Here is a 15566-nt window from a genome sequence, read left to right as displayed (position 1 = left end):
GCTCCCGTCCGGCAGTGACCAGGGCCTCGTCACCGCGCTCGCCTGAGACGCCCCGTCGCCGGACGTCCTCCTAAAACCAAGCAATGGTTGCGCGCCTCCCTTGTTCCAGGCGTGGCTTGGCCGACGCTTCCATCGCCTCGCGCAGGTGCGCCTCCAGCTCCGCCGCGCGATGTGTCGCGGTGTGTTCCGCGAGGATCCGCCCCCTCGCCGCCTCGGCCATGGCGCGGCGGCCGGGCTCCGGCGTCGCACGCAGAACCTGAAGCACCTGCTCGGGGTGTTCGGCGAGCACGATCTCGCGGCCCGGTTCGAACAGCGTCTCCAGGCCCTCCCAGCGGTCGGAGACGATCGGCGTGGCGCAGGCCGCCGCTTCGAACAGGCGTACGCTCGGGCTGTAGCCGGCGGCGATCATGTCCGCCCTGGTGACGTTCAGGGTGAAGCGGCTGGCCGCATAGAAGGCCGGGTGGTCGGCGGGCGGCACGTGCTCCAGCCGCTCGACATTGGCGGGCCAGTCGATGTCCGGCGGATATTGCGGGCCGGCGACGCAGAACCTCAGGTCCGGGGCCCGGCGGGCGGGCTCCAGCAGCAGGCGGTCCAGGGTCGGCTGCCGGTCAGGGCTGTAGGTGCCGAGGTAGCTCAGGTCCCAGCGCTTCGGTTGGGCCGAAGGCCGATAGGCGTCGGCGTCCACCGAGCAGTAGAGCGCCCTCGCCGCCGGCGAGCCGTACCGGCGCATGATGCGCTCCAGCGTGGGCCCGCCGGTGAAGGAGAGATAGACGTCGTAGCCGGGGATCAGCTCGGTCGAGATATAGTCCGCATCACCGGCCTCCAGCCTGGCCAGGGTGACCGGCGTATCGATGTCGTAGAAGGCGGTCACCCCGCGCGCGGACTCCTGGACCCAGCGGCCCAGCGCGACGCCGTCGGGCACGTAGGAGCCGACCACCACCGCCTCCGCCGTCTCGATCTCCGAACGCCAGCGCCGTTTGAGCTCGGCGAGGTCCGCGTAGAGGGCGAAGCGGCAGAAGTACGGCCGCGCCAGGTCGCGATGGCTCGCATACCAGGGGGCGTCGCGCTCCAGGAACAGCACGTCGTGCCCGCGGGCGGCGAAGGCGGCCAGCAGCGCGCGATAGGTGGTCGCGTGCCCGTTGCCCCAGGACGAGGACAGGCTGAGGCCCAGGACGACCAGCTTCACGCCAGGCTCCTTTCCCGCCCGGCGGCGGACTCGCGCCTGAGCAGGGCGTCCACCTCGGCGGCGCGGCGGGCGTAGGTGTGCTCCGAGAGGATCCGCTGGCGGGCTGCCTCGCCGATGACGCGTGCCCGCTCCGGCGTCAGGCCGGCCAGGTGCTCGGCCACGTCCTGGCCGTCGCGGGCCACCAGTACCTCCTCGTCGGGGTTGAGGAACAGCTCGACGCCGTCCCAGGCGTCGGTGATCAGGCAGGCGCCCGCCCCCGCCGCCTCGAACACCCGCGTCGCCGGCGAGAAGCCGACATCGGCCATGGAGTCGCGGGCGACGTTCAGCACCGCCAGGGGCGAGGCGTTGAAGGCGTTGTGGTCCGCGGTGCCGACATGTCCGATGCGCCGCACGTTGGGCGGCATGGCCTTGTCGTCCCAGCCGCTGCCGCCGATCAGGAAGCGGCGCTCCGGCAGGCGCGCGGCCGGCTCCAGGAAGAACCGCTCCACCCGCGTCTCCCGATCCGGCAGCCGGTTGGCGAGGAAGTTCAGGTCGCCCTCGAAGCGGGCCTGCGGGGCCGCCGGATGGTGGGTGCTCGGGTCCAGCGCATTGTAGATCGGCCGGCAGATCCGCGCGCCGAAGCCCTCGTAGGCGGCGATCACCGGCGGCCCGCCGCCATAGGTCAGCACCAGGTCGAGCTGCGGCAGTATGCGGTGCATCAGCAGGCCCGGGTCGGCGCGCAGGTCCGCCAGCGTCGCCGGGGCGTCCACGTCCCAGAAGATCTTCACCGCATGCGGCCGCGCGAGCGCCATCACGCCCTCCAGCAGCACGTCGTCGAACACGCCCACGCCGCTGGCCTTGACCACGACGTCGGCCTCGGCCGCGCAGTCCATCACCTTCCGCACCGCCGACTCCGTGGCCGGATAGACCACCACCTTGGCCCACTCGGGCGGCTCGATGTCGCGGTGGCTCTGCCGGTCGAAGGCGTCGGGCTCGTAGAAGGTGACGTCGTAGCCGCGCTTGGCGAGCTCGCTCAGCATGCCGCGGTAGTAGGTGGCCGCGCCGTTCCAGTAGGAGGACAGCAGGCTGGAGCCGTAGAAGGCGATCTTCATCCGACGGTCTCCAGGGCTGGACGGCAGGTCGGCGAGAGGCGCGCAGCGATGGCCAGCAGCTCTTCGGCGCGATGGGCGCAGGTATGGCGCGCGAGGATGCTCTCCAGGCCGGAGCGGACCAGAGCCGCCCGCAGGTCGGCGTCGCTGGCGAGCGCCCGCAGGTGGCGCTTCATCTCCTCGCCGTCCCGGGCGACCAGGTAGTCCCGGCCGGGCCGGAACAGGCCCTCGGCGTCGGACCACGGCGCCGAGGCCAGCGGGATGCCGCAGGCCAGGGCCTCGAACACCCGGATCGTCGGGATGCCGGGCAGCGCCTCCACATAGAAGCGGCGCGGCACGTGCACCGTGGCGAGATGGCGCGCGAAGATCTTCGGCGCCCTGGCGTTCGGCGCCCAGCCCCGATAGCGCGCGCCATAGCGGGCCAGCATCCAGCGGGCCGGATCGGGGTAGCGGACCCCATAGATGTCCAGAGGCAACCCCACGGCCTGGGCCGGCGCGAACAGGAAAGATTCCAGTTCCGCCGTCCGCTCCCCGTCGCCCCAGTTGCCGATCCAGACCAGCCCCTGGCGGGCGCCCGCCTCCACCGGCGGATGGAACAGCGCCACGTCGGCGGCCTCGTGCCAGACGAACACCCGCTCGCCCCAGCCCCAGCGGCGGTAGACCTCCGCCAGCGCCTCGCCGAACGCCAGCACGCCGTCGTAGCCCGACAGGTCGACGGCGCGGATGGCCTCGGGGTCGCTGACGGCGCGATGGTGGGTGTCGTGGAACAGCAGGGTGAACCGCCCGCCCGCGGCGCGCGCCCGGCCGACGGCGGCCACCAGCGCCGGGTCGTTCCACTCGTGGACGATCACCAGGTCCGCGCCGTCCAGGGCGGCGGCGGGGTCGAACTGCGGTCCGAAGGCCGTCGAGCTCAGTTCCGGATAGGCGTCTCGGTAGGCGTCCAGTCCAGCCTCTCCGTGGTCGGCCAGCAGGTTGCGCAGGCTCCAGGCGTCGTCGGGCTCGAACACCTTCGCCTCGTGGCCGCGGAGGATCAGCTCGCGCAGGACGCCGCGCAGGAAGTGGGCGTTGCCGTGGTTCCAGCAGGAGGCCAGCGAGTGGGTGAAGTAGACGATCCTCATGCCACCGCCGCCTCGCACGCCGGCGTGAACAGGTCGGGCCGGACCCGGCCGTAGACGTCGACGACGCCGGCGGTCATCGCCTCGACGGTGTAGCGCCCGGCGCGGGCCCGGGCCTGGGTCCCCAGCCGCGCGGCCAGCGCGGGATCGGCCAGCAGCCCATCGCAGGCCGCGGCGAACTCCCTGGCGTCGCCGGGGTCCACGAAGACCGCCGCCTCGTCCCAGAGCTCCCGGAAGGTCGCGATGTCCGACAGCACCAGCGCACACCCGGCCTGCGCCGCCTCCAGCACGCCCAGGCCGAAGGGCTCGTACAGCGCCGCCGAGGCGTAGACCGGCGCCCGCGTCAGCCAGTCGGCGACCGCCTCGGCCGGCAACCGGCCGAGCGCCCGGGCATGGCGGAGCCTCGCCGGCTCGCCGCTGGGGCCCTGCGATGGGCCGGCGGCGTACAGCGGCGCGCCCATCAGCGCCGCGGCGGCGTCAAGCACCGCGATATTCTTGCCCTCGTCCCAAAGCCGGCCCGAGGTGAACACCATGCGCTCGCGCCGGCCGGTCGGGAGCGCCGGCGGCGTGCGGCCGTTGCGCACCACCAAGGGACGCGGGAGCGCATAGGTCTCGGCGGCGGCCGCCGCGAAGGCCGCGGTCGGCGCCATCAAGGCGTCACAGGCCAGCATGCCCCGCCGCAGCGACCGGCTGCGCCAGCGGAAGTCCGGCGGCATGGGGCCGTCCTTCACCGCGCTCCACCAGGTCGCTAGGCAGGAGTGGCAGACGCCGACCACCGGCGCGGCAAAACCGCCGCCGGCCGCCAGCGCCGGGCTGTTGAGGTGGATCAGGTCCGCCCCCGTCCCGCGCGCCAGACCGCGGATGACGGCGGCGACCTCCAGGATCTCGGCCGGCTCGCTGGCCATCCAGTCGAGCGGCAGCCGGGTGTCCAGCAGCCTCAGCCGCGGCGCGGCGTGGGCCTGCGCCACCTGGTCAACCGTGGGCGGCGGGCCGAGGACGACCAGGGTGGTCTCGATCCCGGTCCCCGCCAGGCCGAGCGCGAGGTCCACGGCGTAGGTCCAGACGCCGCCCACGGCGTCGGCGGTCATCAGGACCCGGGGCGCCGAGGACGCCGCCGACCTCACGACAGGGCCTCGGCCCGCTGGCGCCGGACGCCCTTGGGCCCGCGCTCCGCGGTCAGCCATTGCGCGAGCTGCGCGACGCCGGTCCGCCACTCCAACGGCTCGGCCAGTGCAAGCTCCCGGCGCGCCAGCGACGGATCGGAGACGTAGTAGCGCTGGTCGCCGGCCCGCCAGCCGGCGAAGGCCAGCTCGACCTTTCGGTGGGTCAGCTCCTCGATGTAGCCCAGCAGCTGCATCAGGCTGACGGCGTTGTTGGGTCCGCCGCCGAGGTTGAAGGCGCGGCCGCTCACCGCATCGATGCGCCGCCAGGCGGCCATGTAGGCCTCGACGGCGTCGGCCACGTTGAGGATGTCGCGCACCTGCCGGCCGTCGCCGTAGATGCTGATCGGCTGGCCTTCCAGCGCGCGGATCAGGAAATGCGCGACCCAGCCCTGGTCCTCGGTGCCCATCTGCCGCGGCCCGTAGATGCAGCTCATCCGCATCACGCAGGTCGGCACCCCGAAGCTGCGCGAGTAGTCGAGGACGTACTGGTCCGCCGCCCCCTTCGAGCAGCCATAGGGGGTGTGGAAGTCGAGCGGGCGGTGCTCGCCCACGCCCCGCACCCGCAGCGCCGCGTCCACCGGCCGATAGGCGTCGCCCGAAAGCTCGAGGGGAACGTCGCTCAGGTCGCCATAGACCTTGTTGGTGCTGGCGAAGATCACCGGCGTCCGCGCGCCTTTGCGGCGCACCGCCTCCAGCACGTTCAGCGCGCCCTGGACGTTGATCTGGAAGTCCTCGACCGGGTCCGCCAGGCTGGTGGTCACCGCCACCTGCGCGGCCATGTGGAATACCGCCTGCGCCTCGCGCACCGCCTCGTCGACGGCCCGGCCGTCGCGGGTGTCGGCGCCCAGGTGGACGATCTTCGCCCCGTGCCGCGCCTTCAGCCACGCGAGGTTCTGCGCCACGCCCTCACGCGTCAGGGCGTCGAAGACGATCACCTCGTGGCCGTCGCAGGCCAGCCGGTCGGCGATGTTGCAGCCGATGAAGCCGGCGCCGCCGGTGACCAGGACCGGTCCGCCCCGCGCGCTCATGCCACCAGCCCGCGCATCTCGAGCTCCTTGCGGGCTTCGACCCCCCGGTCCTCGGCCTCCTGGCGGGCGACCCATTCGGCCAGCTCCGCGAGCCCGTCGGCGAAATCCTCGCGGGCGCGATAGCCCAGAACCCCCTGCGCCTTGGCCAGGTCGGGAATGCAGTGGCGGATGTCGCCGGCGCGGGCCTTGCCGGCGATCTCCGGCGTCAGGTCGGGCCGGCCCATGGCCGCCGCCTGCAGGCGAGCCACCTCCTCGACCGTGCGTTCTTCGCCCGAGCCGATGTTGAACACCTCGCCGTCCGCCGCCGCCGCGTCCAGCGCCAGCAGGAAGGCCCGGGCCACGTCGCGGACATGCACGAAGTCGCGGCGCTGCTGGCCGTCCTCGAACACCATCGGGGCCTGGCCGTTGGCGATCCGCGAGGCGAAGATCGCCAGCACGCCGGTGTAGGGATTGGAGAGCGCCTGCCCGGGCCCATAGGCGTTCCAGAGCCTGAGCGCCGAGCCGGCCATGCCGTACTGCTTGGTCAGCGTCAGCGTCAGCCGCTCCTGCACGAACTTGCCGATGGCGTAGACCGACTTCAGGCCATTGCCCTTGGTCTCCGGCGTGGGAACCGGGAGCATCGGGCGGCCCCGCTCGTCGAGCGGGTCCCAGGAGCCGTCGGGATTGCGGCCGCCGCGGACCACGTCCTCGCGCAGCTCGCCGTCCCGGGTGCGATAGAGGCCCTCCCCGTAGATCGACATCGACGAGGCCACGACCACCCGCTCCACCGGGTTGTCGATCAGCTGCTGGAACAGCACCGCGGCGCCGTAGTCATTGACCGAGGTGTAGCGGGCGACCGCGTACATGCTCTGGCCGACGCCGACCTCGGCCGCGAGGTGGACCACCTTGTCGACGCCCTTCAGCGCCCGCAGGACGGCGGCCTCGTCGCGGACGTCGCCGGTGATCAGCTCGACGTCGGAGGCCAGCTCCGCCGGCCGCTCGCGGGTCGGGTGGACCTGCTCGATGAGGCTGTCGAGCACGCGCACCTGGTCGCCGCGATCGAGCAGCGCCTGGGCCAGGTGGCGGCCGATGAACCCGGCGCCGCCGGTGATGAGAACGGTGTCCGCCATCTCGCGCTCAGGAGCTGAGCGAGATGAAAGGGTCGGCGGGGGGCGCGGTCCGTTTCGGGGCGCCCTGCGCCGCTGCGCCCTGCCGCGCGCGGCGAGGTGTTTCGAGGTCAACAGCCAGAAGACCGCGGGGACCTGTTCTTCGCTCGGCTACGCGGCGGCAGTGAGCGGCGTGGCGCGACCTCGCGCCGACGCGTCGTCTCTTCGCCTGGATCATGGCGGTCCCTCGCAGTCACACCCGCCGCGCTAACCCCTTCATCTTCATGTAAGTTCCGCAAGATTGTACAGCACTCCATCTGCAAAGCGCAGCCTTATGGCAGCAATTGCAGATGTTCGCCGGAACGTCATTGCCATTTGTTGCTTTATCTAGGGGGCGTTTTAGCTTTGACGCGCGCCCATCTCGTCATATGGCAATTCAGTTCCGGCGTTTCGTTATTCTAGGAACAAAGCTCAAGCCAAGTCTGTTCTTGCCTACGGTACTTACCCCCGGGAGCTGCCACGGCCGCCACCGGACAGCCAGCGCAGGGGCGTGATGAGCCGGAACAAGCTTCGTGTGGGGATCGTCGGCGTGGGCAACTGCGCCTCGTCCTTCGTCCAGGGCCTGACCCACTACGCCGACGCCAGCCGCAACGCGCCGCCCCCCGGGCTGATGAACGTCGAGCTGGGCGGCTACCACGTCGGCGACATCGAGCTCGCCGCCGCCTTCGACATCCATGCCGGCAAGGTCGGCCGCGAGCTCGGCGAGGCGATTCTCTGCCCGCCCAACAACACCTTCCAGTTCGCGAAGCCGGCGCGGACCGGGGTGACGGTGCAGCGGGGGCCGACGTTGGACGGCATCGGCCAGTACATGGCCGACGACATCGCCGAGGCGGACGCGCCGCCGGTCGACGTTGCGCAGGCGCTGAGAGGCTCCGGCGCGGAGATCCTGGTCTCCTACCTCCCGGTCGGCTCGCAGCGCGCCACGGAGTACTACGCCGAGCAGGCGCTGGAGGCTGGCTGCGCCTTCGTCAACTGCATCCCGGTGTTCATCGCCTCCGACCCGGCCTGGGCGCGGCGGTTCGAGCAGCGCGGCTTGCCGATCATCGGCGACGACATCAAGAGCCAGGTCGGCGCGACCATCATCCACCGGGTGCTGGCCAACCTGTTCCGCGAGCGCGGGGTGCGGATCGACCGCACCTATCAGTTGAACTTCGGCGGCAACGCCGACTTCAAGAACATGCTGGAGCGCGAGCGGCTGAGCTCGAAGAAGATCTCCAAGACCCAGGCCGTCACCAGCCAGTTCGACGTTCCCCTCGACCCCGACGACGTCCACGTGGGGCCGAGCGACTACGTACCCTGGCTCACCGACCGCAAGTGGGCCCACATCCGCGTCGAAGGCACCACCTTCGGCGGCGTGCCGCTGAACGTCGAGCTGAAGCTGGAGGTCTGGGACAGCCCGAACTCGGCGGGTATCGTCATCGACGCCGTCCGCTGCGCCAAGCTGGGCCTGGACCGCAAGCTGGCCGGCCCCCTGCTCGGCCCGTCGAGCTATTTCATGAAGTCGCCGCCCGAGCAGTACACCGACAACGAGGCGCGCGAACGCACCCTGCAATTCATCGAAGCCGGCGACGCGCCGCCCGAGAAGGCCCGGGCGAAGGTGCGGCTGGCCTCGTGACGACCACGGTGTCCTTCGTGCGCCACGGCTCCCACGACCGGCTCGGACGTATCCTGTGCGGACGCATGCCGGGCGTGATCCTCAGCGAGCAGGGGCGCGCCGAAGCCCGCGGGCTGGCGCAGCGCCTGTCGCGCGAGCCGATCGTCGCGATCTACGCGAGCCCGCTGGAACGCGCCCGCCAGACGGCGGAGCCGATCGCCGAGGCGCTGGGCCTGCCTGTCCAGGTCGCCGCCGACCTGCAGGAGATCGACTTCGGCGCCTGGACCGGCGCGCGGTTCGAGGACCTGGACGGCGACCCTGCCTGGGGCCTGTGGAACCAGGCCCGTACGCTGGCGCGCGCGCCGGGCGGCGAGAGCATGCTGGAGGTGCAGCTGCGGCTGCGCCGCTGGCTCGATGCCGCCTGCGAGCGGCATTCCGGCCAGCTCATCGCCGCGGTCAGCCACGGCGACGCCATCAAGGCGATCCTCGCCCAGGTGCTCGGCCTGTCGCTCGACCAGCATCAGCGGCTGGAGATCAGCCCCGCCTCGGTGAGCACCGTCGCCGTCGGCGACTGGGGCGCGAAGGTCCTGGGCATCAACGAGGCGCCCCGATGACGATCCTGACCGGCGACCAGATCCGCGAGCGCGCCACGGCGCTCGGCGACTGGTTCCACAACATCGACCTCAACGGGGTGCAGACCGCCCCCAATCACTTCCTGAACGACTATCCGAACGTCAAGTGGCGGCTGTTCCAGCACGCGATCCCGACCGAGCTGGCGGGCATGACGGTGCTCGATATCGGCTGCAACGCCGGCTTCTATTCCATCGAGATGAAGCGCCGCGGCGCCGACCGGGTGCTGGGGATCGACTTCGACGAGCGCTACCTCGAGCAGGCCCGGTTCGCCGCCGAGGTGACAGGCCAGGACATCGAGTTCCGCAAGCTGTCGGTCTACGACGTCGGCGGGCTCGGCGAGACCTTCGACATCGTGCTGTTCATGGGCGTGCTCTACCACCTGCGCCATCCGCTGCTGGCGCTGGACCTGATCCACGACAACGTCGCCCGCGACCTGCTGATCTTCCAGTCGATGCAGCGCGGGTCGCCCGAGGTCGACGCGGTGCGCGCCGACTACGACTTCTTCGAGCAGGACCACTTCGACAGTCCCGGCTATCCGAAGATGCACTTCATCGAGCACGAGTACGCCAACGACTGGACCAACTGGTGGGCGCCCAACGCGGCCTGTTCGGCGGCCATGCTGCGCAGCGCCGGTTTCGAGATCGTCGAGAATCCCGAACAGGAGGTGTTCGTCTGCCGCCGGACCGAGCGCCCCAAGCCGATGGGCGCGGTCTACCCGGCCAAGCCGAAGAGCAACGGCAAGGCCAACGGGAGGGGCCAGGCGTGATCGAGGCGGCCAAGATCTGGAACGAGCCCAACAACAAGTCGCACTGGGACCCCAACCTCGACCCGGAGTGGGACCGGTTCGCGCAGATGACCCGGCTGGCCGGCCAGGCGATCGCCGCGGAGAATGGCGGCCTCACGCGCGTGCTCGGCGGCCTGTCGCCGATCGATCCGGCCTTCGTACAACGGCTGGACCGCAAGGGCGCCCTGGACCACGTCGACGTGCTGGCCGTGCATGGCTTCCCGCTCGACTGGAACCTTTGGGCTATCGACGAGTGGCCCCAGAAGATCGCGGAGATCCGCGCCGTCACGAGCAAGCCGGTCTGGGTGACGGAAGTCGGCGTCTCCAGCTTCGGCTCCGAGGAGGTGCAGGCCTGGGGCGTGAAGAAGACCGCCGAGCTGCTGATCGGCCAGGCGCCGCGGATCCACTGGTACAGCCTCTACGACCTGCCGAAGACCTGGGAAGCCACCACCCGCCACAAGGAGGCGGAGGGCTCCTCCTACTACCGGCACTTCCACATGGGCCTGCTGCGGGCGGACGGCGCGCCCAAGCCGGGGCTGGAGGTCTACGCCGACTACGCCGCCGAGATGGGCCTGTGCCAGTGGTTCCACTTCCAGGACCACCGGATCGACGCGGCGGCCGGATGGATGAAGCGGCTGGGCGTCAGGCACCTGCGGACCGGCCTGTCCTGGGCCGACAGCTTCCGTCCCGATGCGCTTGCCTGGTTCGACCGCCAGATGGAGGCGCTGGCCGAGTTCGAGGTCACCGTCACCTTCTGCTTCACGCCGGAGCACCGCGGGATCGAGCCGCACCACACCAGCCCGCCGCAGGCCGCCGAGGAGTTCGCCGAGTTCTGCGCCCAGATGGTGCGCCGCTACGCCCCGGCCAGCGCGCCGCGGGCGCAGGCCTTCGCCGCGGGCTGACGATGGCCGGCCCTTGGACGCCCAACCTGAGCTGGATCACATCGGACCTCGCGGTCGGCGGCGCCTTCCCCGCGGGCCGCGCGGTGGCCCTGGCGGCGGAGCACGGGGTCGGCGCGGTGATCGACGTGCGTTCGGAGAGCTGCGACAGCGCCGAGGAACTCGCCGCCTGCGGGCTGAGGTTCCTGCACCTGCCGACGCCGGACCAGCAGGCCCTCGTCCAGCCAGTGCTGGAGGCCGGCGTGGCTTTCGCCGCCGCCGCCCGGCGGGACAACCTGCGCCTGCTGATCCATTGCGAGCACGGCATCGGGCGCTCCGCGACCCTGGCGCTCTGCGTGCTGGTGGACCGCGGGCTCGGTCCGCTGGAAGCGCTGTCGCGGGCGAAGGACGCGCGCGGCCTCGTCTCGCCGAGCCCGGCGCAGTATGAAGCCTGGACGGCCTGGCTGGGCCGGCGATCCCAGGAGACCAAGATCCCGACCTTCGACGCCTTCCGGGCCATCGCCTACCGCCCGCTGTCCGCCCGCGCCTGATGCTGGTCTACGGCGACCGACGGCGCACGCAGCGGCCGCGCACCCTCCTGCGCGCGCTGACCGCCTCCCTGCGCGCGGCCGAAGCCGCGCCGCACGGCCTGGCGCGGCACGACCTTCTGACCTCGGCCTTCGTGGAAGCCGCGGGCCTGGCGCAGGGCCTGGCCGACGCCGAGTTCGAGGCGAAGGGCTTCGACGAGCCGTCGCCGGCGCAGGACACCGCCATGGCGTTGCTGCTGGCGCTGGCCCGCAAGCTGGCGGCGTCCTGGGCCAGCGGATTCGCCGCCGCCGGGCCGCCGGTCGCGCCGGAGCTGATGGCGCTGGCGCTGACGGGCCTGCCGGAGACGGTGTCGATCCGCACGCCGGAGGGCTACGCCTTCTACGCCCTCTATCCGGAGGCCTACCTTAAGGCCGCTGCCGGCCACCCGTGGCGGACGCCGCCGCTGGTGATCGGCCTGCGCGGCATCGGCCTCGGTCTCGCCGCCCTGGTGGGCGCGGTCACCAACGCCCGGACCATCATCTCGGTGAGGCCCAGCGGCCATCCGTTCCGGCGCGAGCTGCGGACCTCTGAAGGCTTGCGCGACACCCTCGCCGCCCACGACGGACCGTTCGCCATCGTCGACGAAGGCCCGGGGCTGTCCGGCAGCTCGTTCGGCGCCGTCGCCGACCTGCTGGAAGACCTCGGCGTCGCCGCCGAGCGCATCGTGTTCCTGCCCGGCCATGCGGGCGACCTGGGGCCGCAGGCCAGCGACCGCCACCGCGAGCGCTGGGCCCGCGCCGCCCGTCCGACGGCCTCGTTCGCTGACCTGACCGCCGACGTGCCGCTGGAGGACTGGTTCACCGACTTGACCGGGCCGATCAGCGCGGTGGAGGACCTGTCCGGCGCCGCCTGGCGCGCCGCCCTGCCCCGCGAGACCTGGCCGCCGGCCCATGCCGGACAGGAGCGGCTGAAGTTCCGCCTGCACACCGCCTCCGGCGTCTGGCTGGCGAAGTTCGCCGGGCTCGGCGACATCGGCGAACAGAAGCTCGCCCGCGCCCAGGCCCTGCACAAGGCGGGGTTCACGCCGGAACCCCTGGCCCTGCGGCGCGGCTTCCTGCTGGAGCGCTGGGAGCCCGGGACGCCGGGGGCCGTCGGCGAGCGTGAGGCCTTCGTCGACCACCTCGCCCGCTATCTCGCCTTCCGCGCCGCGTCCTTCCCGGCGGACGCCGATGAAGGCGCCGACGTCACGGCCCTGATCGAGATGGCGCGGGTGAACGCCCAGGAACGGCTCGGCGCCGACGCGGCCGAGGTGATCGCCGCGCGGCTTGCGGCCCAAGACCTGACGGAGGTCCAGGCCCGCCCCGTTCACATCGACGGCCGCCTGCACGCCTGGGAGTGGCTGCGCACGCCCGACGGCCTGTTGCTGAAGACCGACGCCGTGGATCATTCCGAAGCCCACGACCTGGTCGGCTGCCAGGACGTCGCCTGGGACGTCGCCGGCGCCGTCACCGAGTTCGACCTCGACGCCGAGGAGACCGGACGCCTGTGCGAGCGCATCGAGGCCGCCGCCGGGCGCCGCGTGGATCCGGCGCTGCTGGAGATCATGAAGGTCTGCTACCCGGCGTTCCAGGCCGGTCTCTGGCGGTTCGCCGAAGACGCGGCCGCAGAAGAGGAGCGGCCGCGGATCGCCGCCCACGCCGCGCGCTACGCCCGTCGCCTGGCCGATCTCGCCGCAAGCGTGGAATCGCCCGACTAAGGAGGTCCACGGAGGCCCGGCTCGTGCGGTTCGCGCTCTACAAAGGCCAGTCGCAGTACGGGTCGCTTCGCCTGCACGTCGACCAGCTGGCCGCCGCGCTGACGGGCCTGGGCCACGAGGCGCAGATCATCGACCTGATGGCGGCCGACGCCCAGGCCGAGCTTGGCCGCGCGCTCGCCGATCCGCCGGACTGCTTCTTCGGATTCAGCGGCGTCGGCTCCGACGTGCAGATCGAACAGGTGTCGGCCTACGACCGGCTGGGCAGCGTCTACGCCTCGCTCTACGTCGACCATCCCGTGCACCACCAGCAGCGGTTGGCGACCCCGATCCGCAAGCACGTCGCCTTCTTCCTCGACCGCAGCCACGTGCAGCTGATGACCGCCTGGCCGAAGGGGCGCGGCTTCGCGCACCTGGGCTTCCTGCCGCCGGGCGCCAATGAGCTGGCCGAGCCGGTCGACCTCTCCGACGAGACCTTCGCCCGGCGTGACATCCCGATCCTCTTCACCGGCAGCTATCGCGGCCCGCCGCAGGCCCCCTGGCGCGCGTGGGAGGAGAGCCCCGCCAGGACCATCGTCGAGGAGGTCGCCGGGCGAATGACCGCCGACGCCCGCCTGCCGATCCTCGAGGCGCTGAAGGCGGTGCTCACCGCGCTCGGCTCGGAACTTACCCCGCAGCTGCTGTCCGACTTCCTGCCGCTGCTGCAGGCGCCGCAGTTCTTCGCCGAGGCCTACCACCGCGACGCCCTGTTGCAGACACTGGGCCGCGCCGGCGTGCCGCTGCAGATCTATGGCGCCGGCTGGGAGCCGCTGGTCGAGCGCTATCCGAGCTTCCAGTACGGCGGCGTGGGCAGTTTCGAGGAGACCCTGCACCTCCTGCGGCGCGCCCGCGTGGTGCTCAACATCAACAACGGCTTCGTCGCCGGCGGGCACGAGCGGGTGTTCACCGCCATGTGCGCGGGAGCGGCGGTTTTCTCCGACAATACAAAATACTACGCCGACACCTTCAAGGAAGGCCGGGAGATCTCGACCTTCGCCTGGCCGAAGATGGCCGAGGCGCCCGACCTGCTGGGCGCGCTGGTGGCTGACGAAGCCCGGCTGGCGGGGATCGCCCGCGCCGGCGCCCGCAAGGCCCAGGCCGAGCACCGCTGGAGCGAGCGCGCCGGCCGGCTGGTCAAGGCCGTCAAACAGGTCCGCTAGCGCGGCAGCTTGGAGACGCCCATCAGGTACTCGTCCACCGCCTGAGCGCACTGGCGGCCCTCGCGGATCGCCCAGACCACCAGGGACTGGCCGCGCCGCATGTCGCCGCAGCTGAAGATGTTCTCCGCCGAGGTCCGGTAGTCGGTCACGTTGGCCAGCACGTTGCCGCGCGGATCGAGGTCGACGCCGCCCTGCTCCACCAGCCCGGCCCGCCGCGGGCCCACGAAGCCCATGGCCAGCAGGACGAGGTCGGCCTTCAGCTCGAAGGCCGAACCCTCGACCTCCTGCATCCGCATCCGGCCGTCGTCGCCGACCACCCATTCCAGGCGCACGCACTCCAGAGCGGTGACCTTGCCGCCGTCACCCACCACCCGCCGGGTGGCGACGGCGAAGTCGCGCTCGCAGCCCTCTTCCTGCGAGGAGGAGGTGCGCAGCTTCAGCGGCCAGTCGGGCCAGGACAGTGACTTGTTCTCCCGTTCCGGCGGCCTGGGCATGATCTCCAGCTGGGTCACCGACGCCGCGCCCTGCCGGTTGGAGGAGCCTATGCAGTCCGAGCCGGTGTCGCCGCCGCCGATCACCACCACATGCTTGCCGGCCGCCGACAGGGTCCCGTTCGGCGCGGCGATGGACTCCGGATCGCCGGCGTTGCGCTTGTTCTGCTGGGTGAGGAAATCCATGGCGAAATGGACGCCGTCCAGTTCGCGGCCGGGGACCTCCAGGTCGCGCGGCTCCTCCGCTCCGCCGGCCATCACCAGCACGTCGTAGTCGTCCAGCAGGCGCTGGACCGACACTGTCACCCCCACCTCGAAACTGGTGCGGAAGATCACGCCCTCGCCTTCCATCTGCCGGACGCGGCGGTCGATGAGCGGCTTCTCCATCTTGAAGTCAGGAATGCCGTAGCGCAGCAGGCCGCCGATGCGGTCGGACTTCTCGAACACCGTCGGGGCGTGGCCGGCCCGCGCCAGCTGCTGGGCGCAGGCCAGGCCCGCAGGCCCCGAGCCCACCACCGCGATCCGCTTGCCGGTGCCGCGCGGCGACATCTGCGGGACAATCCAGCCCTCGTCCCAGCCGCGGTCGACGATCTGGCACTCGATGGTCTTGATGGTGACCGGGCTGTCGTCGATGTTCAGGGTGCAGGCGGCCTCGCAGGGCGCGGGGCAGATGCGACCGGTGAACTCCGGGAAGTTGTTGGTGGACTGCAGGTTCTCCAGCGCCGCCTTCCACTGGTCGCGGTAGACCAGGTCGTTGAAGTCGGGGATCTGGTTGTTGACCGGACACCCCTGGTGGCAGAACGGGATGCCGCAATCCATGCAGCGCGCCGCCTGCCGGCCGACCTCCGCGGTCGGCAGCGGCAGGACGAATTCCTTCCAGGTTCTCAGCCGCGACTCCACCTTCTCGTAGACGCGGTCGTGGCGTTCGATCTCAAGGAAGCCGGTGGGCTTGCCCATCGGGCGGTCTCCAGGTTCCAGAGG

The 15566-nt window shown here is 71.5% G+C and carries 14 protein-coding genes; 7 read left to right on the top strand and 7 right to left on the bottom strand.

Annotated elements, in window-relative coordinates; genetic code table 11:
• Positions 1-70: 70 nt before the first annotated feature.
• From DJ021_RS14485 to DJ021_RS14460, 6 genes are read right to left on the bottom strand one after another with little or no spacing between them, the layout of a single operon-like run.
• Complete coding sequence (locus DJ021_RS14485) at positions 71-1186, bottom strand: CgeB family protein (protein WP_111458222.1); 1116 nt, start codon at positions 1184-1186, stop codon at positions 71-73.
• A complete protein-coding gene (locus DJ021_RS14480) occupies positions 1183-2277 on the bottom strand; it encodes a CgeB family protein (RefSeq protein ID WP_111458221.1) in 1095 nt (364 codons plus the stop codon). Before DJ021_RS14480 ends, DJ021_RS14485 begins: the two co-directional genes overlap by 4 nt.
• Entirely contained in the window at positions 2274-3392 is a 1119-nt protein-coding gene (locus DJ021_RS14475; protein WP_111458220.1) for a CgeB family protein, read from the bottom strand. The genes DJ021_RS14480 and DJ021_RS14475 overlap by 4 nt, the downstream gene beginning before the upstream one ends.
• Positions 3389-4477, bottom strand: coding sequence for a glycosyltransferase family 4 protein (locus DJ021_RS14470; protein ID WP_111458219.1), 1089 nt, complete (start codon positions 4475-4477; stop codon positions 3389-3391). Before DJ021_RS14470 ends, DJ021_RS14475 begins: the two co-directional genes overlap by 4 nt.
• A gap of 32 nt (positions 4478-4509) precedes the next feature.
• Entirely contained in the window at positions 4510-5580 is a 1071-nt protein-coding gene (locus tag DJ021_RS14465) for an SDR family NAD(P)-dependent oxidoreductase (protein WP_165837231.1), read from the bottom strand.
• The gene (locus tag DJ021_RS14460) at positions 5577-6689 is read right to left on the bottom strand and encodes an NAD-dependent epimerase/dehydratase family protein (RefSeq protein WP_111458217.1); all 1113 of its coding nucleotides are present in this window, start codon (positions 6687-6689) and stop codon (positions 5577-5579) included. Before DJ021_RS14460 ends, DJ021_RS14465 begins: the two co-directional genes overlap by 4 nt.
• 529 nt (positions 6690-7218) lie before the next feature.
• Here DJ021_RS14460 and DJ021_RS14455 point away from each other — a divergent pair.
• Genes DJ021_RS14455 through DJ021_RS14425 form a run of 7 tightly spaced genes read left to right on the top strand, consistent with a single transcriptional unit; the run spans position 7219 to position 14094 of the window.
• On the top strand, positions 7219-8340 hold the full coding sequence (locus DJ021_RS14455; RefSeq protein WP_111459119.1) for an inositol-3-phosphate synthase: 1122 nt from the start codon (positions 7219-7221) through the stop codon (positions 8338-8340).
• Positions 8337-8933, top strand: a complete 597-nt coding sequence (locus DJ021_RS14450; RefSeq protein WP_111458216.1) for a histidine phosphatase family protein — start codon at positions 8337-8339, stop codon at positions 8931-8933. The genes DJ021_RS14455 and DJ021_RS14450 overlap by 4 nt, the downstream gene beginning before the upstream one ends.
• Complete coding sequence (locus DJ021_RS14445; protein WP_111458215.1) at positions 8930-9718, top strand: TIGR04290 family methyltransferase; 789 nt, start codon at positions 8930-8932, stop codon at positions 9716-9718. Before DJ021_RS14450 ends, DJ021_RS14445 begins: the two co-directional genes overlap by 4 nt.
• Positions 9715-10638 carry a beta-xylosidase gene (locus DJ021_RS14440; protein WP_111458214.1) on the top strand — a complete coding sequence of 308 codons (924 nt, stop codon included), beginning with the start codon at positions 9715-9717 and terminating at the stop codon, positions 10636-10638. Before DJ021_RS14445 ends, DJ021_RS14440 begins: the two co-directional genes overlap by 4 nt.
• A gap of 2 nt (positions 10639-10640) precedes the next feature.
• Positions 10641-11165: a protein-tyrosine phosphatase family protein gene (locus DJ021_RS14435; protein WP_111458213.1), complete on the top strand. Its 525-nt coding sequence runs from the start codon at positions 10641-10643 to the stop codon at positions 11163-11165.
• Entirely contained in the window at positions 11165-12898 is a 1734-nt protein-coding gene (locus DJ021_RS14430; protein WP_111458212.1) for a hypothetical protein, read from the top strand. The genes DJ021_RS14435 and DJ021_RS14430 overlap by 1 nt, the downstream gene beginning before the upstream one ends.
• A 23-nt stretch (positions 12899-12921) precedes the next feature.
• On the top strand, positions 12922-14094 hold the full coding sequence (locus DJ021_RS14425; RefSeq protein ID WP_111458211.1) for a glycosyltransferase family protein: 1173 nt from the start codon (positions 12922-12924) through the stop codon (positions 14092-14094).
• Here DJ021_RS14425 and DJ021_RS14420 read toward each other — a convergent pair.
• Complete coding sequence (locus tag DJ021_RS14420) at positions 14091-15542, bottom strand: glutamate synthase subunit beta (protein ID WP_111458210.1); 1452 nt, start codon at positions 15540-15542, stop codon at positions 14091-14093. The two genes, DJ021_RS14425 and DJ021_RS14420, sit on opposite strands and share 4 nt — an antisense overlap.
• Positions 15543-15566 lie beyond the last annotated feature (24 nt).

The sequence above is a fragment of the Phenylobacterium hankyongense genome, from assembly GCF_003254505.1.
GTDB lineage: Bacteria > Pseudomonadota > Alphaproteobacteria > Caulobacterales > Caulobacteraceae > Phenylobacterium > Phenylobacterium hankyongense.
Note: the sequence above shows the minus strand (reverse complement) of the source record. Positions and strands in the feature narration are given on the sequence as shown.

What these genes read in the sequence shown, in the direction of transcription:
- DJ021_RS14475 (WP_111458220.1), bottom strand. Translation starts at nt 3,392, where the DNA reads ATGAGGATCGTCTACTTCACCCACTCGCTGGCCTCCTGCTGGAACCAC.
- DJ021_RS14480 (WP_111458221.1), bottom strand. Translation starts at nt 2,277, where the DNA reads ATGAAGATCGCCTTCTACGGCTCCAGCCTGCTGTCCTCCTACTGGAAC.
- DJ021_RS14455 (WP_111459119.1), top strand. Translation starts at nt 7,219, where the DNA reads ATGAGCCGGAACAAGCTTCGTGTGGGGATCGTCGGCGTGGGCAACTGC.
- DJ021_RS14435 (WP_111458213.1), top strand. Translation starts at nt 10,641, where the DNA reads ATGGCCGGCCCTTGGACGCCCAACCTGAGCTGGATCACATCGGACCTC.
- DJ021_RS14445 (WP_111458215.1), top strand. Translation starts at nt 8,930, where the DNA reads ATGACGATCCTGACCGGCGACCAGATCCGCGAGCGCGCCACGGCGCTC.
- DJ021_RS14470 (WP_111458219.1), bottom strand. Translation starts at nt 4,477, where the DNA reads ATGACCGCCGACGCCGTGGGCGGCGTCTGGACCTACGCCGTGGACCTC.
- DJ021_RS14465 (WP_165837231.1), bottom strand. Translation starts at nt 5,580, where the DNA reads ATGAGCGCGCGGGGCGGACCGGTCCTGGTCACCGGCGGCGCCGGCTTC.
- DJ021_RS14430 (WP_111458212.1), top strand. Translation starts at nt 11,165, where the DNA reads ATGCTGGTCTACGGCGACCGACGGCGCACGCAGCGGCCGCGCACCCTC.
- DJ021_RS14420 (WP_111458210.1), bottom strand. Translation starts at nt 15,542, where the DNA reads ATGGGCAAGCCCACCGGCTTCCTTGAGATCGAACGCCACGACCGCGTC.
- DJ021_RS14460 (WP_111458217.1), bottom strand. Translation starts at nt 6,689, where the DNA reads ATGGCGGACACCGTTCTCATCACCGGCGGCGCCGGGTTCATCGGCCGC.